Genomic DNA, 25,258 nt, shown 5'->3' with positions numbered 1-25,258 from the left:
CCGCCGGTCTGCGTTAACCTGCTGTTTAATTCATTTCGCTTATACTTATTTAAATTCGTTTCGATCTGATGCTAAGGAAATCCTATGCGTGTTCTGGTTGTGGAAGATAATGCCCTGCTGCGCCACCATCTTTCAGTACAACTGCGAGAAATGGGTCATCAGGTTGATGCTGCTGAAGATGCCAAAGAAGCCGATTATTTTCTCCAGGAACATTTACCTGATATCGCGTTGGTTGATCTGGGCTTACCCGGTGAAGACGGCATGTCGTTAATTCGTCGCTGGCGCAATGATGCCGTGCGTCAGCCTATTCTGGTGCTGACCGCCCGTGAAGGCTGGCAGGCGAAAGTCGAAGCGCTGGAAGCCGGTGCGGATGATTACGTCACAAAACCGTTTCATATTGAAGAAGTTGCCGCACGCCTGCAGGCATTAATGCGCCGCAACAGTGGTCATGCGTCGCAAATTATTGCCATGCCGCCGTTTCAGGTCGATTTATCGCGTCGCGAACTGACGGTGAATGAAAGCCCGGTTAAGCTGACCGCCTTTGAATATACCATCGTGGAAACCTTAATTCGTAATGCGGGCAAAGTGGTGAGTAAAGATTCATTAATGTTGCAGCTGTATCCCGATGCCGAATTGCGTGAAAGCCACACGATCGATGTATTAATGGGCCGCCTGCGCAAAAAAATCCTCGCGCTGCATTCTGACGAAGTTATCGCTACCGTTCGCGGCCAGGGTTACCGCTTTGATCTCTGATGATGTCCTGGCTTAAACGTTATCGCCCTATTTCGCTGCGGACACGCTTTTTACTGGCCTCCGCAGCCATCGTTCTCATTCTCTCGCTTTCTTATGGCATGGTCGCCGTGATTGGCTATGTGGTGAGTTTTGATAAAAACACCTATCGCGTGATGCGAGGCGAGAGTAATTTATTTTTTACCCTGGCACAGTGGAAAGATAATAAGCTGACAATTGCGCAGCCCGAGCGCACCATGCTTAATTTCCCCACCCTGGTATTTATTTATGATGAACACGGCAAGCTGCTCTGGCAGCAGCGTGATGTGCCGGAAATTCGTGAGAAGATTCAACCCGAATGGCTGTTAAAACCTGATTTCTACGAGATTGATACCAACAACAGCACCAGCCGGGCCGCCATGGGCGACAATCTGACGGCACAGCAGCAGCTTCATGCGTGGGATGATAACGACGATGACGATCAGGATACGTTTACCCATTCGGTTGCCGTCAACCGCTACGATGCCACCACCAACCTGCCCGCCCTGACCATTGTGGTGGTCGATACCATTCCACAAGAGCTACAGCATTCCGATGTGGTCTGGTCATGGTTCAGCTATGTTCTGGCCGCTAACCTGATTTTAATTGTCCCGCTGCTCTGGCTGGCGGCGCACTGGAGTTTACGGCCGATTGGGCATCTGACGCTTCAGGTACGCGAACTGGAAACCGGACAGCGTGAAAATCTGGACGATAAGCCGCCGCAGGAGCTGCGTTCGCTGGTGCGTAACCTCAATCTGTTGCTGACCAACGAGCGTCAACGTTACACGCGTTACCGCACGACGCTGGCCGACCTGACCCACAGCCTGAAAACACCGCTGGCGGTCCTGCAAAGTACCCTGCGTTCGCTGCGCGGCGGAAAAGAGTTAACCATCGAACAGGCCGAGCCGGTGATGCTGGAGCAAATCAGCCGCATCTCTCAGCAGGTCGGTTATTACCTGCACCGAGCCAGCATGCAGGCCGATCATAATCCCCTGCAGCGTGATCTGCATTCGGTATCGGGTTTACTGGACAGCCTGTGCTCGGCACTGAATAAAGTGTATCAGCGTAAAGGGGTGGAAATTACCCTGGATATTTCCCCGGAAATCACCTTCTTTGGCGATCAGAACGACTTTATGGAAGTGATGGGCAATGTGCTGGATAACGCCTGCAAATACTGTCTGGAATTTATTGAGGTCAGTGCTCATCAGACCGAAGATGCGCTGCACATCTATATTGATGATGACGGTCCGGGCATTCCGGAAAGTAAACGCGACCTGATTTTCGTGCGGGGACAGCGCGTCGACACCATGCGACCAGGCCAGGGGCTCGGGCTGGCCGTGGTGCGAGATATCCTTGAGCAGTACGCCGGTAATGTCATCGCCTCCAGCAGCCCGTTAGGCGGTGCGCGCATGGAAGTCGTATTTCAGCGTCAGGAAATGGAACATCGCCGCGAGTAGTTCAGGCTGCGGGCTGTTATACTTGCAGGTATTTTCAGCCCTTAGCGGACTTTCTTTATGGATTATCAGCTCGATCTCAACTGGCCCGATTTTATTCAGCGTTACTGGCAAAAGCGCCCGGTAGTGCTGAAGCGTGGCTTTAAGAATTTTATCGATCCCATTTCGCCGGATGAACTGGCGGGCTTAGCCATGGAAAATGAGGTCGACAGTCGGCTGGTCAGCCAGCCAAACGGAAAGTGGCAGGTCAGCCATGGTCCGTTTGAAAGCTACGATCACCTGGACGAAAACAACTGGTCACTGCTGGTTCAGGCGGTCAATCACTGGCATGAGCCCTCTGCCGCACTGATGCGCCCTTTCCGCTTTCTGCCGGACTGGCGCATTGACGATCTGATGATCTCGTTCTCCGTGCCCGGCGGCGGCGTGGGTCCGCATTTCGATCAGTACGATGTGTTTATTATTCAGGGCACCGGCCGCCGCCGCTGGCGCGTCGGGGAAAAAGTGCCGATGAAACAGCACTGCCCGCATCCTGACCTGCTGCAGGTCGAGCCGTTTGACGCCATTATCGATGAAGAAATGGAACCGGGCGATATTCTCTATATTCCGCCGGGTTTCCCGCATGAAGGCTACTCCCTCGAAAATGCGCTGAACTACTCTGTAGGATTCCGCGCGCCCAGCGGACGTGAACTCATCAGCGGCTTCGCCGATTATGCGCTGGCCAACGAGCTGGGCAGCCTGCGTTATACCGATCCCGATGTGCCTTCGCGCGACTGCCCGTCGCTGATTTTGCCTGAAGAAGTGGAAGGCTTACGCAAGGTGATGCTGGATGTGGTGAATCAGCCTGCGCATTTTGAGCAGTGGCTGGGCGAATTTATTTCACAATCACGCCACGAACTTGACGTTGCGCCACCGGAACCGCCTTATCAGCCCGATGAAATCTATGATGCGCTGCAACAGGGCGATGTATTGTCTCGTCTGGGTGGATTACGTGTCCTGACGCTGGGCAATGCGATTTATATCAACGGCGAGCGCGTCGAATGCGCCGATCCGCGCGTGATGTCCGTGCTGGCACATCGCGATGAAATCACCCTGGATGATCTGGGAGAGGCTCTTGACGATCCGGCCGTGCTGGCGCAGATTGCCGGGCTGATTAACGCGGGTTACTGGTATTTCGGCGCTGAATAAACCGCTGGAGAAGTGTTGTTCCCATCCGTTTACGCCGTCTCCTCGCCCTGCCTGGACGAGGAGACGTTGTTTTAACCTTTCTTCTGACCGGCCAGTTCTGCCAGGCGAACGATGACGTCGACGGACTGCGCCATGATGTTCAGCGAGGCAAACTCGTGCTTGCCGTGGTAGTTATAGCCCCCGGTAAACAGGTTTGGACAGGGCAATCCTTTCCATGACAGGGACGAACCGTCCGTACCGCCGCGAATCGGTTTCACCACCGGCTCGATGCCGCAGTCGCGCATCGCCTGCAAGGCCAGATCGATAATGTGCGGGAAAGGTTCGACTTTTTCGCGCATATTGCGGTAGCTGTTGCTGATCTCTACCGTAATACCACAGCCGGGATGCAGGTCTTTATTGATCTCATCCGCAATTTGCTGCAGTGTGCGTTTGCGTTGTTCAAACGCCTCGGTATCAAAATCACGAATGATGTAGTGCAGCTCAGCGTGCTCAACCGTGCCTTTCATCTGGTGCAGATGAAAGAAGCCCTCATAACCGTCTGTCCATTCCGGCTTCTCTTTCGCAGGCAACGCTGCACTGAAACGCGTCGCCAGCTCCAGCGCATTGACCATGACATTTTTCGCAGACCCGGGATGAACATTGTTGCCCACGACTTTCACCAGCGCCGAGGCCGCATTGAAGTTTTCGTATTCAAATTCGCCCAGATCGCTGCCGTCGACGGTATAGGCCCAGTCAGCCGCAAAGCCTTCAACATCGAAATGCGACGTGCCCCGCCCAATCTCTTCGTCTGGGGTAAAGGCAACGCGAATGGCACCGTGCGGAATATCGCCTTCCGCCAGTCTGGCCATGGCCGTCATGATCTCGGCAATGCCCGCTTTATCATCCGCGCCCAGCAGGGTTTTGCCATCGGTGGTGATCAGGGTATGACCGATAAGCTTATGCAACACGGGGAACATGACCGGTGACAGCACTTCATCACCATTGCCCAACGCGATATCGCCGCCCCGGTAGTTTTCGATGATTTGCGGATTAACATGTTTCGCGGTGAAATCCGGTGAGGTATCCATGTGCGAAATAAAGCCCACCACCGGCGTTGGCCAGTCCACATTGGCCGGTAGCGTGCCCATCACACAACAATGATCGCTCAGGCTGACATCCACAAAACCCAGGGCCAGCAGTTCTTCCTGCAACTGGCGGGCCAGTACCCACTGACCTTCGCTGCTGGGCACCTGACGTGCCTGCGGTTTTGCCTGCGTCTCTACTACCACATAACGCAAAAAGCGTTCTAATAGTTGCTTCATATGCCATCCTTAAAATTTACCGCCGGTCATTATTGATAAACCGGCAAGACATCGTGTTGCGTCAAATCATTATCGTTCAGGTTAAGGCTGCCGGGGCATATTCCGCACGCCAGACAGCATAAAAAAACGGGCAATCGCTGGTTTTTGCGGCGGTTAACGCAACCCTGCCCTGCATCAGCCAGATTCAGAGTCAAAACCGGGGCGCGCTTTTTCCCACTATCGCGGCCCTTTTCTTTGCTGACAGGCTCTTGTGTCAGCAGACAGAAATATTAATAAGGCAAACACGCACAGCCGTTTCGGGCACCTGTAACCTTTGTGATGCGCCCCGGGAAGCATCCGGCTGCGCTCAAACATACGGCGGCGGGGTTTAACGCGACTGAGGATGAGAGGAGGCAGGCAACAGCCGCATGCCGTTCGGAAACCGCACGCAGGCCGTTAACCCGTGCATCAACAGGCGGCCTGACTCCCTGCCGCCGCTGGGCTGCCGTAAACCCTGAGGCCGGCGTGTGGCGCGACCGTCTTACTGCTGAAAGTGTTTTCTTTCAGGTGTGCGGTGGCATCACACACAAGATTATTTGTGCAGCCCGTGCAACAGCTTATGTACGAAGGCGGGAACCACTTCACTTGCGAGCCCATAGTGACTTTCGGCAAACTCATTGCCCACCTGACTGGGCTCCAGATTCAGTTCCACCGTGTGCGCGCCTTGCAGCTTCGCCTCATGGACAAAGCCCGCCGCGGGATACACGTGGCCTGAGGTGCCAATGGCGATAAACAGATCGGCCTGTTCCAGCGCCTGGTAGATGTCTTCCATACCCAGCGGCATTTCGCCAAACCAGACGACATGGGGGCGCAGGACAGAGGGAAACTGACAGCAGGTACACCGGTCGTTCTCCGTGACGTCTTCCTGCCAGTCGATCACCTGTCCGCTACTGGCACAGCGCACTTTTAACAATTCGCCGTGCATATGCAGCACACGGCTGTTGCCCGCGCGCTCGTGCAAGTTATCGATATTTTGCGTGACAAGGAAAAAGTTGTCGCCCAGCACCTGTTCCAGTTCTGCCAGCGCCAGATGCGCGGCATTGGGCTGGATCTCGGGCTGCTGAAGCTGCTGACGCCGCGCGTTATAAAAGCGCTGCACCAGCGCCGGATCGCGTCGGAAACCTTCTGGCGTGGCGACATCTTCAACCCGATGCTCTTCCCATAATCCGTCCGCGGCACGAAAGGTCCTGATACCGGATTCGGCGGATATCCCTGCCCCCGTTAACACGACGATGCGCGGCAACGGGTGCGCCGCCAGTTCGGCCTGACGATCGCGTTCGAAAATACGCTGGCGAAAGCGCTGATGCACTTTCCTGCGTGTTTTCTTCAGGCGGGCAAGTCGTATACGGCGACGAGGTGTACGCATAAAGTCTCCTGGTGCGGTGAGTAAAACGTCCGCAGGTCAATCAACAAAGTTTGGGCCAGTTGGCCCGACAATCCAAAGAACAGGGCCGACAGCGCAGCATGAACGGCGCTGTCCGGTACGACTACTGTCCACTCAGGACACGCGCCGGATCGATGCGGCTGGCGCGCCGTGCGGGATACCAACTTGCCAGCAGGCTTAGCACAATAGCGGTAATCAGTACTGAAAACACGTCCAGCCAGTGCAATTCAGACGGCAGGAAGTCGATGAAGTAGATATCGCCGGCTAACAAATGGTGACCGGTCAGCGTTTCCAGACCTTTCATCAGCGATGTCAGATTCAGCGCCACCAGTACACCGACCACCACGCCGCTCACGCTGCCCAGCAGGCCTGCCAGCAGGCCGTACCAGATAAAAATTGCCCGAATCAGGCCATCTTTTGCGCCCAGCGTCCGCAGAACGGCGATATCACTGCTCTTGTCTTTAACGGCCATCACCAGTGTCGACACAATGTTGAAACAGGCGACGCCGATCACCAGCACCATGGCCAGGTACATGATGGCGCGAATCATCTGGATATCGCGGTACATATAACCGTAGGTGCCAATCCAGCTTTTGATATACACGTAAGCGTGCGTCACTTCACCCGCCGCGCGCACCAGTTTGGCCGCCTGGAAGGGATCGTTCATCTTCAGCGCGATGCCGGTTACGCTGTCACCCATATCCAGATACTGCTGCGCGTCCGCCAGCGGCACCAGAGCCAGGCTGTGATCCAGCATTCCGCTCAGCTGCAAAATACCGCTCACCTGCAGGCGAATACGTTTGGGTTGCAGGAGCTTATTCTCACCGTCGTTGTTCGGGATCATGATGGTGATCCAGTCGCCCTGCTTCACGTTGAGCGCCTTTGCGATACCACCACCGAGGATGATTTGTTGTTTCCCTGCCGCAAAGGATGACCAGGCATTGTCGGTGACAAAAGAAGGTAAGGCACTCAGCCGTGGCTCCTGTGCCGGATCCACGCCTTTCACCTGCAACGCTTCCATCTTCGCGCCACTTTCAATCAGGCCGGTAAAGTTGACATAGGGCGCGGCAGCCGCGATGCCAGGCACCTGCTCAATCGGCGCGATCAATGACTGCCAGCGCTGAAAAGGCTGATTAACGGCTTCGATTTCACCGTGCGGGACCACGGCAAGAATGCGTTTATTCAGCTCACGCTCGAAGCCGTTCATGGCGCTCAGGCCAATGATCAGCACCGCAACGCCGAGTGCAATGCCCACGGTGGAAATCACCGAGATCAGCGACACCATGCCGCCGCGACGACGGCCACGGCTAAAACGCAGCCCCAGTAACAGTGATAGCGACGATCCCATCAGACCGCTCCCGCCAGGATAATCTGATCGCTGAGCTGGCCGTCGCGCATTTCCATCTGACGCGTCATGCGTTTTGCCAGATGCAGATCGTGGGTGACCACCAGAAACGCCGTGCCCTGACGCACATTCAGCTCCCCCAGCAGTTCAAAAATGGCATCCGCATTGCGGGCATCCAGGTTACCGGTGGGCTCATCAGCCATGACCAGGCGGGGACGATTCACCAGCGCACGGGCAATCGCCACGCGCTGACGCTCACCACCAGACAGTTCAGACGGACGATGGGCGGCGCGGTGTTCCAGCCCGACGGCGGCCAGCATTTCCCGCGCGCGTGCCTGGGCTTCGCCTTTAGCGGTTTTGCCAATCAGCAGCGGCATCGCGACGTTTTCCAGCGCGCTAAAGTCAGGCAGCAGGTGGTGAAACTGGTAGATAAAGCCCAGTTCGCGGTTACGCAGTTCGGCCTTATCAGAAGAAGACATGCTGTTCAGCGAACGCCCGTCAAACACCACATCGCCCGCAGTGGGCGTATCCAGGCCGCCCAGCAGGTGCAGCAGGGTACTTTTTCCTGACCCTGAACTGCCGACAATCGCCATCAGTTCACCAGGTTGCACATCAAAATTCACGTTGCGCAGTACGTCGGTCTGTACGCTGCCTTCCTGATAGCGTTTGCACAGGTCGCGGCACTGCAACAAAGGAGAGTTACTCATAGCGTAAAGCCTCAGCGGGTTGTACGGCGGCAGCGCGCCATGAAGGGTAAAGCGTAGAAAGCAGCGCAATCACCATTGCGCTGAAGGCGATAGTCACCACCTGCCACAGATTAATATCCACAGGCAGCGCGGCACCGTCCAAAAACAGGCCAATGACCGGCATCAGGTTATTAAGCTGGCTGGCTAACAGGACGCCAAGCAGCGCCCCGAGCAACGTGCCAATAATCCCGGCACTGGCACCCTGCACCATAAAAACGGCGACAATCTGACGGCGGGTTAATCCCTGGGTTTGCAGAATGGCCACTTCACCCTGCTTCTCCATGATCAGCAGGCCCAGCGAGGTGATGATATTGAAGGCCGCAACGGCAATGATCAGGCTCAGCAGCAGCCCCATCATGTTTTTCTCCATACGCACGGCCTGGAATAAATCCCCTTTGCGTTCGCGCCAGTCTTTCCAGACCATGCCCGCGGGCAGAGCCTGTTGGCTCACGCTGTCAACCTCAAGCGGCTTATCCAGCCACAGACGCCAGCCGGTAATATTGCCCGCGGGATAGCGCATAATGCGCGACGCATCCTGCTGGTTAACCAGAATCTGATAGCCATCAACTTCGCTGTTAGCCGCATACGTGCCCGCCACGGTAAACAGGCGCTGGCTCGGCACGCGCCCCATGGGCGTGAACTGGCTGACGGACGGCACCATCAGGCGGATCTGATCACCCCGTTTCACGCCCAGCTGCGAGGCCAGTTGTTCGCCCAGGATGACGTTATACTGACCGGGCTGTAACACGCTTTGCGGCGTGTTAACGAGAAAAGGCGTCAGGGGATCCTTTTCGTCCGGCTGGATCCCCAACATCACCCCGACTGAGACGTTGTGTGCACTTTGCAGCACCACATTACCGGTGGTCAGCGGCGCGATGCGGTCAACGCCGTTGAGCTTGAGTGCAGAGGCAGGGAATTGCTGCGGATTGATGCTGCCCGTGTTGCTGGTGATCAGCGCCTGTGGCATCAGGCCCAGGATGTTGCCCTCAAGCTCGCGCTCGAAACCGTTCATCACAGACAGCACAGTAATCATGGCCAGCACGCCAAGCGTGATACCAATGGTGGAGAGCCAGGAGACAAAGCGACCGAAACGATCCGCTGCTCTTCCGCGCATGTAGCGCAGACCGATAAATAGCGCGACAGGTTGATACATGGTATCCAATGTGCAGTTGCTGGAAAATAAGTAGAGAGGATGATAAAGGAGCTGTGCACTTTATGAAACCTCTAACCCTCTGAGTCTGCTGCAAAGTTGTATCAGAATAGGTTAGCAGACGGTTTGATGCACAGGATTAAGCCACAAAGATGATGTTTATCGTACGATCATCCACGCCCCACATCGGTATACTTATTCGGGTAAAGCGGTGACGGCTATGACCGTGACTCTGATGTACCCGATTCACTTTCCTGCGAGCCCTGTTCGCAAAAAAGATTTACACACAGCAACCCTTCTGCATCGCCTGCATCAGGCGAAGCGGCAGAAAAAATCTGCCGCAGAGGTGATCCCCATGGCGTATTATGGAATGATGACGCCCTGGTAAAAATGGAGCAACCTCGAGATCACATGTCCGAACCGACTCGCTATACCCTGCCCGTGAAATCAGGCGACCAACGCCTGCTCGGTCAGCTGACTGGCGCTGCGCACGCGGTTGAGTGTGCCAGCATCACTGAGCGCCATGCAGGTCCGGTGTTAATGATTACACCCGATACGCAAACCGCCCTGCGTCTGCTGGACGAGATTCGTCAGTTTACCGATTTACCTGTTACCCACCTTGCGGACTGGGAAACGCTGCCTTATGACAGCTTCTCACCCCACCAGGATATTATCTCGGCACGTCTGTCCACCCTGTATCAGTTGCCCACGCTGCAACGCGGCATGCTGATTATGCCGGTCAACACGCTGATGCAGCGTGTTTGTCCTCACAGCTACCTGCACGGTCATGCGCTGGTGATGCAGCAGGGCCAGAAACTGTCACGCGACCGCCTGCGCGACCAGCTTGAACAGGCCGGCTATCGCCATGTCGATCAGGTGATGGAGCACGGCGAGTACGCCACACGCGGCGCCCTGCTCGATCTGTTCCCGATGGGCAGTGATCAACCCTACCGTATCGATTTTTTTGATGACGAGATCGACAGCCTGCGCCTGTTTGATGTCGACAGCCAGCGAACGCTGGAAGCCGTTCCCGCCATTAATTTGCTGCCGGCCCATGAATTTCCCAGCGATAAAACAGCCATTGAACTGTTCCGTAGCCGCTGGCGTGAAAACTTTGATGTGCGCCGTGAGGCAGAGCATATTTATCAGCAGGTGAGCAAAGGCACCCTGCCGGCCGGTATTGAATACTGGCAACCGTTGTTCTTCGACCAGCCGTTACCGTCGCTGTTTAGCTATCTGCCTGACAACACGTTGATCGTGAACTGTGGCGATCTGGAAGGCAGTGCCGAGCGCTTCTGGCAGGATGCGAATGCGCGTTACGAAAACCGCCGTGTCGATCCCATGCGCCCGCTGCTGGAGCCGACCACGCTGTGGCTGCGCCCGGATGCCTTAATGGGGGAACTCAAAGCCTGGCCGCGTATCCGTATGACCCATGAGGTGCTGCCGGCCCGGGCCGCCAATACCAACCTGGGCTATGAATCCCTGCCCGATCTGTCCGTTCAGGCGCAGGCGAAAGCGCCGCTGGATCATTTACGTCAGTTCCTGGAACAGTTTACCGGTGATGTGGTGTTTTCCGTTGAAAGCGAAGGCCGCCGTGAAAGCCTGCAGGAGTTGCTGGCGCGCATTAAAGTACGGCCGAAACCCATTCGTCATCTGCGCGAGGCCCGTGACGCACAGTATGGTCTGATGATCGGTGCCAGCGAGCGGGGCTTTGTGGATACACAGGGGAAGCTGGCTTTCATCTGTGAAAGCGATTTGCTGGGCGAACGCATCAGCCGCCGCCGCCAGGATACGCGCCGCACCATTAATCCGGACATCCTGATTCGCAACCTGGCGGAACTGCATCCGGGCCAGCCTGTGGTGCACCTTGAACACGGCGTCGGGCGCTACATCGGCCTGACCACGCTGGAAGCTGGCGGCATTCAGGCAGAGTATTTGATGCTCTCCTATGCCAATGACGCCAAGTTGTACGTCCCGGTTTCCTCCCTGCATCTTATCAGTCGTTATGCCGGCGGTGCCGACGAAAATGCACCGCTGCATAAACTGGGCAGCGATGCCTGGTCGCGCGCGCGGCAGAAAGCGGCGGAGAAAGTGCGCGACGTGGCCGCTGAACTGCTGGATATCTATGCTCAGCGTGCCGCCAAGGCCGGGTTTGCCTTCAAACATGACCGTGAGCAGTATCAACTGTTCTGCGAAAGTTTTCCGTTTGAAACCACACCCGATCAAACCCAGGCCATCAATGCCGTGTTAAGTGACATGTGCCAGCCGCTGGCCATGGATCGTCTGGTGTGCGGTGATGTGGGCTTTGGTAAAACCGAAGTCGCCATGCGCGCGGCCTTCCTGGCGGTGGAGAACAACAAGCAGGTGGCGGTGCTGGTTCCCACCACCCTGCTGGCTCAGCAGCATTACGATAATTTCCGTGACCGCTTCGCTAACTGGCCGGTGCGCATCGAAATGCTGTCACGCTTCCGTAGCGCCAAAGAGCAGAATCAGATTTTGCAGGAGGCCAGCGAAGGCAAAATTGATGTGCTGATTGGCACTCACAAGCTGTTGATGAGCGACATTAAGTGGCACGATCTGGGCTTACTGATCGTCGATGAAGAACACCGCTTTGGCGTGCGTCATAAAGAGCGCATCAAGGCGATGCGCGCCGATGTGGATATCCTTACGCTGACCGCCACGCCGATTCCCCGTACGCTGAATATGGCCATGAGCGGGATGCGCGACCTGTCCATCATCGCCACGCCACCCGCGCGTCGTCTGGCGGTAAAAACCTTTGTACGGGAATACGACGACTTAGTGATTCGCGAAGCCATTTTGCGTGAAATTTTGCGCGGTGGTCAGGTCTATTACCTGTATAACGATGTCGAAAATATCGAGAAAGCCTCGCAGCGGCTGGCGGAACTGGTGCCGGAAGCGCGCATTGCCATTGGTCACGGACAGATGCGCGAACGCGATCTGGAACGGGTGATGAATGACTTCCATCATCAGCGTTTCAATGTTCTGGTATGTACCACCATCATCGAAACCGGCATTGATATTCCGACGGCGAATACCATCATTATCGAACGGGCCGATCACTTCGGGCTGGCACAGCTACATCAGTTGCGTGGTCGCGTGGGCCGGTCGCACCATCAGGCTTATGCCTGGCTGCTGACCCCACATCCCAAAGCCATGACGACCGACGCGCAAAAACGTCTGGAAGCCATCGCCTCCCTGGAAGATCTGGGGGCAGGCTTTGCGCTGGCTACGCACGATCTCGAAATTCGGGGTGCCGGTGAACTGCTGGGTGAAGAGCAAAGTGGTCAGATGGAAACCCTGGGCTTCTCGCTGTACATGGAACTGCTGGAAAATGCGGTCGATGCATTGAAAGCCGGTCGCGAGCCTTCGCTGGAAGATCTCACCAGTAATCAGACCGAAGTAGAACTGCGCATGCCTGCCCTGCTGCCAGAAGACTTTATTCCGGACGTGAATACCCGTTTATCGCTGTATAAACGCGTAGCCAGTGCCGAAACGGAAGAGGAGTTGCAGGAGCTGAAGGTGGAAATGATCGATCGCTTCGGTCTGTTACCCGATCCGGCGCGTAATCTGCTGGACATCGCCGTGCTGCGCATGAAAGCGCGAGCGGTGGGCGTGCGCAAAATTGAAGCCAGCGACAAAGGCGGTTATTTTGATTTTGCTCCGCAGAACAGTGTCGATCCGGCCTGGCTGATTGGTCTGCTGCAGAAAGATGCAAAGCAGTGGAAACTGGAAGGTCCGACACGGTTACGCTTTACCCGTGAGCTGACGGAACGAAAGGTGCGCATGGACTGGGTGCAGTCATTTATGAACCAGTTACTGGAAAATCAGGTCGCGTCTTAACCGCGCTTATCGTTTTGCTTCATTGTGCTGACAAGCCGCCTTACGGCGGCTTTTTTTATGGTTGGCTGAGAAGTGCGTATCATGCGCCTGTTTCCGCTGCCACGCTTTTCATCAGTAGCGTACATTCATGCCGTGGTGTCAGACAGGCTTTTTATGCGGATCACACGGTGACTGACGTCGGCCAATCAACAGCGCGCCAAGGCAGGCACAGGACGTGACCAGCATCAGGGGCGTCAGCGCATAGGTAAAACTCCCCGTGCTGGTGCGAATTAAGCCGATTAGCCAGGTGCCCACAAACACGCCCAGATTATTAAGGGCGTTGATTTGCCCGATGACCACAGCCGCCGCGCTGGCGGGGATCATCTCGGTTGCCATCGCCCAGAACGGGCCCTTAATCATCGACGCTGCGGTAATGGTCAGGCATAGCACCATCAGCATCGGCCAGAGATGGGTAACATACATGCTGGCCGCAAGACCGGTCGCTCCCAGCAATAACGGAAAAGCGGTGTGCAGACGACGCTCGCCTGTCTGGTCAGAGTGACGTCCCCACAGATACATCGCCAGGCTCGCCACCGCGAACGGAATGGCATTGACTAAGCCAATCTGAATAACGCTCAGGTTAAAGGTTTTAATGATTTGAGGTTGCCATAATGCCAGACCATTGGTAACGGCGGTTCCGCCCAGATAAATAAGCGTCAGCAGCAGCACGCGCGGACTGAACAACGTGGCGAACAGGCTGACGCGCGGGGTTGTCGGGGCGGCACTTTTCTGTTCTTCCGCCATCGTATGGCGTAACCAGCTGCTTTCCTGCGGGCTCAGCCATTTAGCCTCCAGAGGCTGCCTCGGCAACATCAGAAAAGTCAGGAAGCCCAGCGCGACAGCCGGCGTACCTTCAAGGATAAATAACCAATGCCAGCCACGCAGGTTCATCAGGCCATCGAAATTAAGCAGTGCGGCGGACAGCGGTGAACCCAGCACGCTGGACACCGGCAGCGCCATCATCAGGATGGCCACCATTTGTCCACGATAACGTTTGGGAAAACAAAGCGTAAAGTAATAAATGACGCCCGGGAAAAAGCCGGCTTCCGCGATCCCCAGTAAAAACCGGAGAAGATAAAAAGATACCGGGCCCTGCGCCATTGACATGCCCGCCGCCAGCAATCCCCATGCAATCATGACGGCAGACAGCCAGCGGGTTGCGCCCACTTTTGTCATCACCATATTGCAGGGCACGGCGAAAAGGCAGTAGGCAAAGAAAAACAGCCCTGCACCCAGGCCGTATGCGGCAGCGGATAAGCCGATGTCGCCATTCATTTGTAATGCCGCAAAGCCGACGTTGACGCGGTCCAGGGACGCCAGAAAATAGCCTACCGTAAACAGCGGCATCAGCCGCCATGCCATCTTGCGCACTGTGCTGTGCTCGACTGAGGTGTTATCACGCATTGAACTGTTCCCTTTTACTTTTGCACCGAAGCAAACCGGTTTTGTTATCAACGGTTAGCCTGCTTTCTCAATGCATTTGATAAGAAAGAGTAATTAAGCGTAATGCTCTTTCCCTGACTGTGCACTTTGTTCTAAATATGTAAAAATCCAGCAAGTAATGTGTTACAAAAACTGTCCTGACGTGACTGCCTGTGAATCGCGTGAATGAAAATGTCAGTCTGACGCCGCCGCTTTAACGCAGTCATATTTACCGGGCAACCGGGATCTGATGCATAAGGTCAGCCATGCACGGCGAGCAGCCTGGAAGAGGCTATCGTTCGGTTGCGCGCTTTAGCGTTCGGATAAGCAAAAAAAAGCGCATCCGGAGATGCGCTTATCATTTTTGTTATGTGTGCTGTGTGACCGCAGTGCGGCAAGCTTTGCCCTTAAGCCTTGTCGCCGTTCAGGATCAATTGTCCGTTACGGTCAACCGGAATACGCGTACCCGGATCGTTTTCCATACGGATTTTACCCTGCTGGTCGCCGATCTTGTAGGTTACGTCATAACCCAGCATCTTTTCTTGTTTGTCGTATACGGTTCTGCAACGCTGTTCAGACGTCGTGTAGGTATCACGATCCTGCAGGCCGCCCTGAACCTGGTTACCGGCATAACCGCCTGCCAGTGCACCGGCTACCGTTGCGACATCGCGTCCGCGACCACCGCCAAACTGATGACCCAGCACACCGCCCGCTACCGCACCCAGTACTGAACCGGCGATACGGTTTTCATCCTGAACCGGACGACGATGCGTCAGCGTCACGTTACGACATTCCTGACGCGGTTGTTTGATAGATTCTTTTATTGGTGTTGCTGACAGCACCTGTGCGTATTGAGGACCACGGTCAAACACGTTAATGCTTGCTACGGCGGCAACACCCAGTGCCGCTGCCACGCCAATACCGATACCCGCTAACATTGATTTATTCACAGGAAGTTCCTCCTGAAAGTGTTACCGCGCATTCCTGCCGCTGGATATCCCTCACAGCACTGGCAGAACCGGCGTGCGCGACTCGCCGTTTGGTTGAGATAAGTTTTACAGATGTAAAGCTTTTGCAATATCGGAATTTGGGAAGAAAATCGCGCCAACAGTGGTACTATCACGTTTTCGGAGAGTTCTGAACAGGAATGACAGCGTAAAATCGTGCGCGGGTTTCGCCACCGGAACAGCACCGGTGGCGAAGTCAGGCGAATCCGCCCCGTACTCTTAGTGCAGTTTCAGCCGGGGGCGAATCACCCGGTTCAGGCTCCCCACCACCATCATCAGGCCAGTTTTGATATAGCCATGCAGGGCGACCTGATGCATGCGGTACAGGGAGATATAGACAACACGGGCGATGCGCCCTTCAATCATCATAGAGCCACGCATCAGGTTGCCCATCAGGCTTCCTACCGTACTAAAGCGCGACAGCGACACCAGCGAGCCGTGGTCTTTATAGACGTAGGCTTTCAACGGCTTCCCCCGGTACTGCAGCAGGATGTTATCCAGCGCACAGGAAGCCATCTGGTGAGCTGACTGCGCACGCGGTGGTACGAATCCGCCACCCGGCAAGGCACAGGATGCGCAGTCGCCGATAGCGTAGATATCCTCATCCAGCGTGGTTTGCAGCGTGTCTTTGACCACCAGTTGATTAATGCGATTCGTTTCCAGTCCACCGATGCCTTTCATAAAATCAGGCGCTTTGATGCCCGCTGCCCAGACCATTAAATCGGCTTCGATAAATTCGCCGCTCTTCGTGTGCAGGCCCTGCTTATCTGCGCTGGTGACCATCGTTTGTGTCAGCACGCGAACACCCAGTTTTGACAGTTCCTGATGGGCCGCAGCCGAAATACGCGGTGGTAAGGCTGGCAGGATACGTTCGCCCGCTTCCACCAGCGTTACGTTCAGCGCTTCGCTGTCGAGCGCCTTATAGCCATAGCTGTGCAGTTGCTTCACGGCATTATGCAGCTCCGCCGACAGCTCAACGCCTGTTGCTCCGCCCCCGACGATGGCGATATTGACCTTCTCCAGCGCCCCTTCACTGGCCGAGAATTTCAGGAACAGGTTGAGCATTTCGTTATGGAAACGGCGAGCCTGGTGCGGGTTATCAAGAAAAATGCAGTGATCTTTGACGCCCGGCGTCCCAAAGTCGTTTGAGGTACTGCCCAGCGCCATCACCAGCGTGTCGTAGGCCAGTTCGCGCTCGGGCACTAATACGTCCCCCTGCGCATTGACCACTTCGGCCAGCTGAATCACTTTCTTTTCGCGGTTGATGTTAGTGAGCGAACCCAGTTGGAACTGGAAACCGTGATTACGGGCATGCGCCAGATAACTCAGCGCATCAATCCCCTCATCCATCGATCCGGTAGCGACTTCATGCAGCAGCGGCTTCCACAAGTGACTGTGGTTGCGATCGACCAGAATAATCTCGGCTTTCTTTTTACGCCCCAGCTTGTGGCCCAGTTGCGTGGCCATTTCCAGCCCGCCGGCACCGCCGCCAACAATAACAATTTTCTTAACAGATGCAGTCAACAAGGACCCCCTCAAATTGTGAACCAAAAGTTAATCAATGGTTAAATTAAACCTTAATAAACATAGGGTTGGCGACATAACATCGCTATCTGAAGGCAGAATACCATGACGGCCCCGTATGGGCCTCAGAAAATTGATGTACATCAAATTTAGCAGACTGTTCCTGGCATAAAGCCCGGCATCGTGCGGTTGCCGCGTTGTGTTACACGGTGGTTTTGAAGGCGTTGATTCGCTGGAGATGGGGCGAGAGATTCCTGAACTTATGGCTTTCGCTTTCGTCCCAGATAAGGGGGTAATAAGGCTGGAGCAGCGTCGCGGTGCGCTGGCTGTCAAGCGCCTCATCATGACGCGCTAAAATGGTCAGGCAGCGGTCACGATTACGCTCGCGAAAATCGCTGACGCACTTGGTGGCTATATCCAGGTACTCTTCAGGACGATCAATCCTGCCTTCCATGGTCTCGAAGGGAAAGAGGTTGGGATTAAACAGGACCTGACGGATACCGCATAAAAAACCAATACGCTCGGACCAGTAGCCTCCTAAGCCGACCCCGCAGATCAGCGGACGGGGATCATCACTGAGGCCCAGCATTTTATCCGTTTCTTTCAGCAGAAATTGCATGTCGTGTTTAGGATGACGGGTGCTGTAACTGATGAGTCTGACATCAGGATCGATAAACTGCAGTTGCAACACTTTTTCGTGGTTGCCCGGGCTCGTCGCGTCAAAACCGTGCAGATAAATAATCATGTTTATCCTCTATGGCTGTCGCGCCGGGCAACCTGATGGCTATAACGCGGCTTTATGTGCCAGCCAGCGCGCCTGTAGCGCACTGAGCTGCTGCGCATTGTCTTTCCAGCGGCGACTCGCTTTCAGGCTCTCCCGGCTCAGGGTTCCACGATGATACAACTGCATGACAGGCTCCGCTTCGATCAGGGTCAAATTATCTATGACACTGACGGCGCCCTTGCGATCGTTACAAACCAGAACCATGTCACAACCGGCAGACAGTGACTGCTGCGCACGCTCCGCATAGCTGCCCATCACGGCGGCACCTTCCATGGAGAGATCGTCAGAGAAAATCACGCCCTTAAAGCCCAGTTCCTGGCGTAACACCGTTTTCAGCCAGTAGGGTGATCCGCTGGCAGGAAGCGGGTCCGCTTCGCTGTAGATCACATGGGCAGGCATAATGGCATCCAGCGCCTGTTCATGAATCAGCGTACGAAAAATGGCCATATCGTGCTCGCGCACCTCGGCTTCACGGCGATTGTCGCGCGGGGTTTCTTTATGGGAATCTGCGCTGACCGCACCATGACCGGGGAAATGCTTACCGGTCGTCTTCATTCCCGCCTCATGCATACCGGCAATAAAGCGGCGCGCTATCGCGAGGGCGATCTGCGGATCCGCGTGAAATGACCGGTCGCCAATGGCCGCACTGATGTGGCCGATATCCAGCACCGGCGCAAAGCTGATGTCGATATCCATCGCTATCATTTCGGCGGCCATCTGCCAGCCTGCCTGCTGGGCCAACTCCCCTGCCGTGCTCATATCGTGGAGCGCAGCAAAAGACTGCATCGCCGGTAGTGTGGTGAAGCCGTAACGAAAACGCTGTACCCGCCCACCTTCCTGATCGACGGCCACAACCAGACGAGTGTGCGACGCGGCGCGGATCTGACGGACCAGCTCGGCCAGTTGCGCCGGATCGTGGTAATTGCGGGCAAAAAGAATCACGCCACCCACCAGCGGATGGCGCAGTATGTCGCGCTCTTCGGCATCCAGCTCGAAACGCTCAACGTCCAGCATGAGTGGGCCGGGAAAACGTGTTGTCATAACCTGTATCCTGTCTCTCTGCGCCTCTGCGCAAAGCCGTTAAATCTGTGACCAGCTCTGTTGAGCCAGCTGTTGTAATTGGGCATCGCCACTCTGTTCTGCGCGCAGTTGATACCAGCTGGCCACTAGCAGGTGCAGCCATGGTTGCCAGCGACGAACCTGACGCTGAAGTGAAGCCAGCGGTAACTGCATCCGCTCAGCATAGTCGGTTAGCCAACCCGTTTGCTGATCCGGCACGGCTAAACAGACGGCGGCCAGCTCCAGCGCCACATCCCCGTCCGCGGCATATTCCCAGTCGATAAGATGCAGCCCCTGCGATGACTGGATCAGGTTGGCAGGATGAACATCCATATGCAGCGGGGCAAGGCGCAACGGACGCGGCTCACCCTGCTCTGTCAGCCGTTTTAGCTGGCGCAGCCAGCAATACTGACGCTGCTGGCACTGCTGCCAGTATTGCCACAGCAGGGGTAACAGCACGACACGATAACCGGTCAGCGGCTGGTGATGAAGCCGCTGGAGGAGCGTAATCACCTCGTACCGCTGTGCACGAAAACCCGCCTCATCCAGCACCTCACCTTCCTGCCAGGGCAGGATAAGGCCATGGCGGTTACCCGCCAGCGGCGCGTTCACCAGCCCGCTGGGCTGCAACTTGCGCAACACACGGTGCTCGCGCTGGCGATTAACGAACGGTATCGCGGGATGCGGTGCCGGGCGGAGAAGATAGCGTCCCTGTGCGGTCAGGATGCGACAACTCTGCCCGGTTAAGCCCGCGAGTGAGGTCAGGTTGACCGGCTGCTCACCCGTTGTAGCCTGAATCAGCTGTAAAAAAGCGGCATTAATTCTGGGCGACACCGTTGCCCGACCAGATAATTTCGCCCGTCTGCACCAGCATGAGCTGCATCTGGATGGTCGGCGTTTTGACGTCACCCTTCGCCGTGCTGTAAAGCACATACTGGGCGTTAACGTTACGCGCCAGGCCAATCGCTTTACTGCGTGAGTTAAGACTGTCGTCCGGCGAAAGCCCCAGCGCCTGTTTGGCCTGCGCCAGCTGCTCCGGCGACACCAGGCTGAACTTACCATTGTTGTTCAGCGCCGTCTGAATGGCACTGGTTGCCTTCTCCGACTGGAGTGAACCGTTAGTGTTGTTTTTGATACGATCCACCAACAGCACGCTGCCCGGCTGCACAGTTGCGGCACGCACCATTTGGGCGACCAGCGGCTGTACGGTGGCATCCCAGTTAATTGTCACCAGCTTTGGCGGCTGCGGAACGGGTTGAGGCTGAGGAACCGGCTGCGGCTCAGGCTGAGGAACGGGCTGAGTCTGCTCCTCGGGCTGAGTTTGCTGTTCCACGGGGGCAGGCTGCTGCTGTTTCAACATACAGCCCGAAAGAATAAGCGCCATCATCAGTGCGCCAGTACGATTAACACTGCGAATCACGTAACAGTCCTCAGAGATAGATATAGAGACGAACCTTGCTGGCCGTCAGGTTACCCAGTTGCGACACTGCAGCGACGCTGCCGTCAGGCGGCACCGTGACAATCTGCGCGGGTTCACGCGGCGTTATTTCCAGCCCTTTATCGTCGTACCAGTAATAACGATAGTGCACCACAACCGGCGTTTCACGCTGATTGTAGAGTATGCTGCTGGCACGTTTCTGACCGTCGTGGTCATCCAGCGTGGGCTCATCGGTAATAATGCCCGCTGAAAGCACGGATGATTCCATCACCAGCGACTGAGACGTATTGATCATCGGTTTATCACTACTGCAACCGGTCAGACTCAGCAAAACGGCCAGTCCTGTCAGCCATGAACGCATAGCAAGGTCCCCTTCAGGGATCAATGTGACAGCATCGGACCAAGCGGTTTACCGCCTACCAGATGCATATGAATATGGTAAACTTCCTGACCACCGTGCTGATTGCAGTTGACGATCAGGCGATAACCCTCTTTATCAATCCCTTCTTCACGCGCAATCTTCGCCGCCGCCGTGAACATCCGGCCAAGCGCCTGCTCATGTGCCGCCTCAACATCGTTGGCGGTCGGGATAAGAATGTTAGGGACAATCAGGATGTGCGTGGGGGCTTTAGGCGAGATATCGCGAAACGCCGTGACGAGTTCATCCTGATAAACCACGTCGGCGGGAATTTCGCGACGGATGATTTTACTGAAAATCGTTTCTTCAGCCATAGAGAGCAGTTCCTTTAGCCTGGGTAGATAATCTCTCAGTATGCGGGAGAAATTCGTTTTCTTTCAACCTCGCGCCGCTCTTTCTTACATTAAGTGGCGGTGTTTAACGCATTTCCGCCCTTGTAAGGGCACGAAACGGGCCTTTCCATTTTTATCACCCCACAGTCAGTGTCGTCTCCTTTCCTGCGACCTGCCGGGTAATGAAACGATCACGTATCTCTGGTTTTCACGCGCAGCAGCCCTGCAAACGTTGGGTCGTTGCCACAGTCTCCGCTCCCCTGCTGTCCTGGCCGGGTTGACGGATATCACCCGCTGTCTTTCCGTGCAACAACAGCCCTTTCTGCTCTACGCACTGTTGACCCCAACAGTCGGCTCATCCACAGCGTGACGGGCGTTGCTTAAGTCCCTGCATTACTGAGCGGGGGTGACAGCAAAAGGTTGCAACATTTGATCATTAAAGCCCTATCATTTCTTGCCGAAACTATAAATAACGTGTCGGATTAGTTTGATCCCGAGCCCGTCGCGTTTTACACCGCTTCAGGCCGTTAAATCTTGATGCGCAATAACGTGCCTGACTGAAAACGATTACAATTAACCGTTAAACAGGATGTTAATTATGCGATTCTTACAACGCGTTAAACTGTCACACCGACTGATTTTTCTTACCGCTTTTTTTCTCATCGCCATGGTCATTATTGCCGTTATCTGTCTTCATTCCCTCAGAACACTGGCGGCGTCAGAACAGCAGTTATACACATCGCGGCTTGAACCGGTTCAGATGATGAACGTGGCGGCCCGCGAAATGGCGACCCACTTTCGACGGGGCTATGCGTATGTTTTTCCGGGTGGCAACGTCACCGCGGCCGAATCCCGTCAAAATACGATAAAATTTAACCAAAAATCACAGCAGTCAGTACAGACCGCAGTGGATTTTCTGAAACAGTCCCAGGATCCCGCGTTGGTCGCGATTACGCAAAAAGTGTTGCAGGCCTGGCCGGACTATCTGGCCTCTATGCAGCGGGTTTATGCGCTGGCGAACAATAACGACATTCCGGGCGCCCTGAAGGAAATTGCCACTCAGACCGACCGCCTGCACGTCGCTGTCAGAGATCCGCTGCTGGAGGCCGTGAAGATTTACAACGCCTCTGTGCATCAGGTCATTGATGACAATGTTTCCCATATAGACAGTACCTCGTTCACGCTCATTCTGTTAATCGGTCTGACCTTCCTCGCCGGCGGCGTACTCGGTACGCTGATTTTTATCTCCGTCATGAAGCAACTGGGGGCGGAACCGGAAGTGGCGGTCCACATGGCGGGACTGATTGCGCGTGGTGACCTTCACGGGCACAACGAAACAAAACCCGGTGATACCTCCAGCCTGATTTTTCAGTTGTCTGTGATGCGTCAGCACATCCGCGATCTGATCAGTGAAGTTCAGGACGCCGCTGAGCAGGTGGCAAAATCCTCCGCAGAAATCGCCAACGGCACGCAGGATTTGTCACGCCGTACCGAGTCTCAGGCATCTGCACTGGAAGAAACCAGCGCCTCAATGGAACAGCTCTCTTCGGCAGTACAGAGCAATGCAGATAATGCGCGGGTGGCCAATGATGTCGTCAAACACGCGTTTCAGATTGTGGCCAGCGGCGGCCAGTCCGTCTCGGATGTAGAAGAGACCATGCACGCTATCCAGGACAGCAGCAGCCGGATAGGGGAAATCATTAGCGTGATTGACGGCATTGCTTTTCAGACCAATATCCTGGCGCTTAACGCGGCGGTCGAAGCGGCCCGGGCGGGCGATCAGGGACGGGGTTTTGCTGTGGTAGCCGGTGAGGTTCGCAGCTTGGCACAACGCAGCGCCGTGGCGGCTCAGGAAATCAAAGCGTTGATTACGGAGAGCCACTCGCGGGTAGCAACCGGGGTGAATAATGTCAGCGTGGCGGGCGAGACCATGAAGGCGGTGGTGAAAGAGATTCATCGCGTTAACGATCTGGTTGCCGAAATCAGCACCGGAAGCCATGAGCAGAGCACCGGCGTGAAACAGGTCGGCATTGCCGTGGCGCAGATGGACAGCGATACGCAGCAGAATGCGGCACTGGTTGAAGAAACGGCGGCGGCCACAGCTCAGCTGCAACGGTTGTCCGATCTGCTGTTGCAGACGACCTCTAAATTTGTGACGCGTCAGGCCAGCTAAAGCCAGCCCCAAACAGGTTATCGCCGTCATGCCGTTATGTCATGCCATAAAAAAACAGCGTTGAGTCGGAACTCAACGCTGTTTATGAAAGGCAAAAACGTACGCTACGGCCTGTTACATTTTACGGATATAGTCATCCATATCGGTTTTCAGGTTATCAGATTTGGTGCCGAAAATGGCCTGAACCCCTGAACCTGCCACGACCACACCGCGTGCACCCAGGTTTTTCAGTTCTGTTTGATCGACCTTGCTGACATCCGCCACGCTGACGCGCAGACGGGTAATACAGGCATCCAGGTTGGTAATGTTATCTTTACCGCCAAACGCCGTAACCAGTTTGCCCGCCATTTCGGTGCCGGTTGCTGATGACGACTGCTCGCTGGCGCTGTCTTCACGGCCTGGCGTTTTCAGATCCAGCTTAACGATCAGCACACGGAACACGGTGTAGTAAACCGCCGCATAAATCATCCCGATGATCGGGAACAGCCAGATTTTGCTGCTGTTACCACTCAGAACGATAAAGTCGATCAGTCCGTGAGAGAAGCTGGTGCCATCACGCATGCCGAGCAGAATACAAATCGGGAACGCCAGACCGGCCAGGATCGCATGGATGACATACAGGACAGGCGCAACGAACATGAACGAGAATTCGATCGGCTCGGTAATCCCGGTCAGGAACGAGGTCAGTGCAGCCGAAATCATGATGCCGCCCACTTTCGCCCGGTTTTCTGGTTTTGCCGAATGCCAAATCGCAATGGCGGCCGCAGGCAAGCCATACATCTTAAACAGGAAGCCACCCGACAGTTTACCTGCGGTTGGGTCACCCGCCATATAGCGCGGAATATCGCCGTGGAAGACCTGACCTGCCGCATTGGTATATTCACCAATCTGCATCTGGAAAGGGACGTTCCAGATGTGGTGCAGACCAAATGGCACCAGCGCACGTTCAACCACGCCGTAAATACCAAAGGCGACCACAGGGTTCTGATAGGCTGCCCACTGTGAGAAATCCTGAATCGCTGAACCGACCGGCGGCCAGATAAATGACAGTACCAGGCCCATTGCGATAGCCGCCAGACCGGAAATAATCGGCACAAAGCGCTTGCCCGCAAAAAAGCCCAGATACTCAGGCAGCTTGATGCGATAGAAGCGGTTGAACATGTAAGCCGCGATGGAGCCGGCAATGATACCGCCCAGCACACCGGTGTCCGCCAGGTGTTTGGCCTCAATTTCTGCCGCAGGCAGATGCAGCACTAACGGTGCCACCACGGCCATGGTTTTCACCATGATGCCATAAGCCACTACCGCCGCCAGGGCCGAAACGCCATCGTTATTGGTAAAGCCCAGCGCAACACCGATGGCAAAAATCAACGGCATATTCGCAAAGACCGAGCCGCCCGCTTCCGCCATAACATGTGAGACGACCACAGGTAACCAGCTAAAATTGGCGGAACCTACTCCTAATAAAATACCGGCGATAGGCAGAACCGACACCGGCAGCATGAGCGATTTACCAACCTTTTGTAAGTTGGCAAAAGCGTTTTTGAACATAACGTGAAACTCCTGAGTATGAGTGCGTTTTTCGCGCAGTGCGCGTGGTAAAGAGGGAGGTTCTTTACCGGTTGGCGTTATCCGCCATTTTGATTTATTACGAAGGGTAAAATAAATTACGCCTCGTTACTTTGACGGCTATCACGTTTCGCAAACCAGAGCGCTCAGATGGGTAAACATACGTGCATAACCGCCTATTTTTTCAGCGAAATCCTCTGACTCTGTTGGACAAAAACAGAGTCAGCAGCGGATATTTCGTATTTATTACAAAGCTTGAA

20 protein-coding genes are annotated in these 25,258 nt (G+C 55.3%); 5 read left to right on the top strand and 15 right to left on the bottom strand.

Features of this window, described 5'->3' with window-relative positions:
- Positions 1-84 precede the first annotated feature (84 nt).
- The 3 genes from phoP to C7434_RS03430 are packed head-to-tail and all read left to right on the top strand — an operon-like array spanning position 85 to position 3,407.
- Positions 85-753, top strand: a complete 669-nt coding sequence (gene phoP / locus C7434_RS03440) for a two-component system response regulator PhoP (RefSeq protein WP_033737538.1) — start codon at positions 85-87, stop codon at positions 751-753.
- A gap of 2 nt (positions 754-755) precedes the next feature.
- Positions 756-2,225, top strand: coding sequence for a two-component system sensor histidine kinase PhoQ (phoQ, locus tag C7434_RS03435; RefSeq protein WP_033737764.1), 1,470 nt, complete (start codon positions 756-758; stop codon positions 2,223-2,225).
- A 57-nt stretch (positions 2,226-2,282) separates the two neighbouring features.
- The gene (locus C7434_RS03430; protein ID WP_133745135.1) at positions 2,283-3,407 is read left to right on the top strand and encodes a cupin domain-containing protein; all 1,125 of its coding nucleotides are present in this window, start codon (positions 2,283-2,285) and stop codon (positions 3,405-3,407) included.
- Between the two features lie 71 nt (positions 3,408-3,478).
- On the opposite strand, the gene pepT is transcribed toward C7434_RS03430, so the two are convergent.
- The 5 genes from pepT to lolC form a co-directional block, all read right to left on the bottom strand.
- Positions 3,479-4,708, bottom strand: coding sequence for a peptidase T (gene pepT, locus C7434_RS03425; RefSeq protein ID WP_033737539.1), 1,230 nt, complete (start codon positions 4,706-4,708; stop codon positions 3,479-3,481).
- 571 nt (positions 4,709-5,279) lie between these two features.
- Positions 5,280-6,113 (bottom strand): Sir2 family NAD+-dependent deacetylase, encoded by an 834-nt coding sequence (gene cobB / locus C7434_RS03420; RefSeq protein WP_033737540.1) that lies wholly within the window; start codon positions 6,111-6,113, stop codon positions 5,280-5,282.
- Positions 6,114-6,234: 121 nt separating this feature from the next.
- A complete protein-coding gene (gene lolE, locus C7434_RS03415; protein ID WP_033737541.1) occupies positions 6,235-7,479 on the bottom strand; it encodes a lipoprotein-releasing ABC transporter permease subunit LolE in 1,245 nt (414 codons plus the stop codon).
- Complete coding sequence (gene lolD / locus C7434_RS03410) at positions 7,479-8,183, bottom strand: lipoprotein-releasing ABC transporter ATP-binding protein LolD (protein ID WP_033737542.1); 705 nt, start codon at positions 8,181-8,183, stop codon at positions 7,479-7,481. The genes lolE and lolD overlap by 1 nt, the downstream gene beginning before the upstream one ends.
- The gene (gene lolC, locus C7434_RS03405) at positions 8,176-9,375 is read right to left on the bottom strand and encodes a lipoprotein-releasing ABC transporter permease subunit LolC (RefSeq protein ID WP_033737765.1); all 1,200 of its coding nucleotides are present in this window, start codon (positions 9,373-9,375) and stop codon (positions 8,176-8,178) included. Before lolC ends, lolD begins: the two co-directional genes overlap by 8 nt.
- Before the next feature lie 408 nt (positions 9,376-9,783).
- Between lolC and mfd the strand changes: the two genes are divergently transcribed.
- The gene (mfd, locus tag C7434_RS03400) at positions 9,784-13,233 is read left to right on the top strand and encodes a transcription-repair coupling factor (RefSeq protein WP_033737543.1); all 3,450 of its coding nucleotides are present in this window, start codon (positions 9,784-9,786) and stop codon (positions 13,231-13,233) included.
- Positions 13,234-13,371: 138 nt separating this feature from the next.
- Here mfd and C7434_RS03395 read toward each other — a convergent pair whose 3' ends face one another.
- From C7434_RS03395 to hinT, 9 genes are all read right to left on the bottom strand, one after another.
- The gene (locus C7434_RS03395; RefSeq protein ID WP_033737544.1) at positions 13,372-14,676 is read right to left on the bottom strand and encodes an MFS transporter; all 1,305 of its coding nucleotides are present in this window, start codon (positions 14,674-14,676) and stop codon (positions 13,372-13,374) included.
- A gap of 425 nt (positions 14,677-15,101) precedes the next feature.
- On the bottom strand, positions 15,102-15,644 hold the full coding sequence (locus C7434_RS03390; protein ID WP_033737545.1) for a glycine zipper 2TM domain-containing protein: 543 nt from the start codon (positions 15,642-15,644) through the stop codon (positions 15,102-15,104).
- A gap of 276 nt (positions 15,645-15,920) precedes the next feature.
- Positions 15,921-17,225: an NAD(P)/FAD-dependent oxidoreductase gene (locus C7434_RS03385; RefSeq protein WP_033737546.1), complete on the bottom strand. Its 1,305-nt coding sequence runs from the start codon at positions 17,223-17,225 to the stop codon at positions 15,921-15,923.
- 202 nt (positions 17,226-17,427) lie between these two features.
- On the bottom strand, positions 17,428-17,970 hold the full coding sequence (gene ycfP, locus C7434_RS03380) for an alpha/beta hydrolase YcfP (RefSeq protein ID WP_006118847.1): 543 nt from the start codon (positions 17,968-17,970) through the stop codon (positions 17,428-17,430).
- A gap of 39 nt (positions 17,971-18,009) precedes the next feature.
- The gene (gene nagZ, locus C7434_RS03375; RefSeq protein ID WP_033737547.1) at positions 18,010-19,050 is read right to left on the bottom strand and encodes a beta-N-acetylhexosaminidase; all 1,041 of its coding nucleotides are present in this window, start codon (positions 19,048-19,050) and stop codon (positions 18,010-18,012) included.
- 39 nt (positions 19,051-19,089) lie between these two features.
- Complete coding sequence (thiK, locus tag C7434_RS03370) at positions 19,090-19,902, bottom strand: thiamine kinase (RefSeq protein WP_033737548.1); 813 nt, start codon at positions 19,900-19,902, stop codon at positions 19,090-19,092.
- Positions 19,886-20,488, bottom strand: a complete 603-nt coding sequence (lpoB, locus tag C7434_RS03365; RefSeq protein ID WP_033737549.1) for a penicillin-binding protein activator LpoB — start codon at positions 20,486-20,488, stop codon at positions 19,886-19,888. The genes thiK and lpoB overlap by 17 nt, the downstream gene beginning before the upstream one ends.
- Positions 20,489-20,498: 10 nt before the next feature.
- A complete protein-coding gene (locus tag C7434_RS03360) occupies positions 20,499-20,867 on the bottom strand; it encodes a DUF1425 domain-containing protein (RefSeq protein ID WP_033737550.1) in 369 nt (122 codons plus the stop codon).
- Between the two features lie 20 nt (positions 20,868-20,887).
- Entirely contained in the window at positions 20,888-21,238 is a 351-nt protein-coding gene (gene hinT / locus C7434_RS03355) for a purine nucleoside phosphoramidase (RefSeq protein ID WP_006118842.1), read from the bottom strand.
- A 616-nt stretch (positions 21,239-21,854) separates the two neighbouring features.
- Here hinT and C7434_RS03350 point away from each other — a divergent pair.
- Positions 21,855-23,429: a methyl-accepting chemotaxis protein gene (locus C7434_RS03350; RefSeq protein ID WP_033737551.1), complete on the top strand. Its 1,575-nt coding sequence runs from the start codon at positions 21,855-21,857 to the stop codon at positions 23,427-23,429.
- A gap of 114 nt (positions 23,430-23,543) precedes the next feature.
- Here C7434_RS03350 and ptsG read toward each other — a convergent pair whose 3' ends face one another.
- The gene (gene ptsG / locus C7434_RS03345; protein ID WP_006118840.1) at positions 23,544-24,980 is read right to left on the bottom strand and encodes a PTS glucose transporter subunit IIBC; all 1,437 of its coding nucleotides are present in this window, start codon (positions 24,978-24,980) and stop codon (positions 23,544-23,546) included.
- Between the last annotated feature and the right edge of the window lie 278 nt (positions 24,981-25,258).

This window comes from Pantoea sp. PNA 14-12 (assembly GCF_004364735.1).
Lineage (GTDB): Bacteria > Pseudomonadota > Gammaproteobacteria > Enterobacterales > Enterobacteriaceae > Pantoea > Pantoea stewartii.
This window is presented reverse-complemented; position numbering and strand designations above follow the sequence as displayed.

Excerpts from the sequence above, each read along its gene's own strand:
- phoP (WP_033737538.1), top strand. The coding sequence starts at position 85 with ATGCGTGTTCTGGTTGTGGAAGATAATGCCCTGCTGCGCCACCATCTT.
- phoQ (WP_033737764.1), top strand. The coding sequence starts at position 756 with ATGTCCTGGCTTAAACGTTATCGCCCTATTTCGCTGCGGACACGCTTT.
- C7434_RS03430 (WP_133745135.1), top strand. The coding sequence starts at position 2,283 with ATGGATTATCAGCTCGATCTCAACTGGCCCGATTTTATTCAGCGTTAC.
- pepT (WP_033737539.1), bottom strand. The coding sequence starts at position 4,708 with ATGAAGCAACTATTAGAACGCTTTTTGCGTTATGTGGTAGTAGAGACG.
- cobB (WP_033737540.1), bottom strand. The coding sequence starts at position 6,113 with ATGCGTACACCTCGTCGCCGTATACGACTTGCCCGCCTGAAGAAAACA.
- lolE (WP_033737541.1), bottom strand. The coding sequence starts at position 7,479 with ATGGGATCGTCGCTATCACTGTTACTGGGGCTGCGTTTTAGCCGTGGC.
- lolD (WP_033737542.1), bottom strand. The coding sequence starts at position 8,183 with ATGAGTAACTCTCCTTTGTTGCAGTGCCGCGACCTGTGCAAACGCTAT.
- lolC (WP_033737765.1), bottom strand. The coding sequence starts at position 9,375 with ATGTATCAACCTGTCGCGCTATTTATCGGTCTGCGCTACATGCGCGGA.
- mfd (WP_033737543.1), top strand. The coding sequence starts at position 9,784 with ATGTCCGAACCGACTCGCTATACCCTGCCCGTGAAATCAGGCGACCAA.
- C7434_RS03395 (WP_033737544.1), bottom strand. The coding sequence starts at position 14,676 with ATGCGTGATAACACCTCAGTCGAGCACAGCACAGTGCGCAAGATGGCA.
- ycfP (WP_006118847.1), bottom strand. The coding sequence starts at position 17,970 with ATGATTATTTATCTGCACGGTTTTGACGCGACGAGCCCGGGCAACCAC.
- nagZ (WP_033737547.1), bottom strand. The coding sequence starts at position 19,050 with ATGACAACACGTTTTCCCGGCCCACTCATGCTGGACGTTGAGCGTTTC.
- C7434_RS03360 (WP_033737550.1), bottom strand. The coding sequence starts at position 20,867 with ATGCGTTCATGGCTGACAGGACTGGCCGTTTTGCTGAGTCTGACCGGT.
- hinT (WP_006118842.1), bottom strand. The coding sequence starts at position 21,238 with ATGGCTGAAGAAACGATTTTCAGTAAAATCATCCGTCGCGAAATTCCC.
- C7434_RS03350 (WP_033737551.1), top strand. The coding sequence starts at position 21,855 with ATGCGATTCTTACAACGCGTTAAACTGTCACACCGACTGATTTTTCTT.
- ptsG (WP_006118840.1), bottom strand. The coding sequence starts at position 24,980 with ATGTTCAAAAACGCTTTTGCCAACTTACAAAAGGTTGGTAAATCGCTC.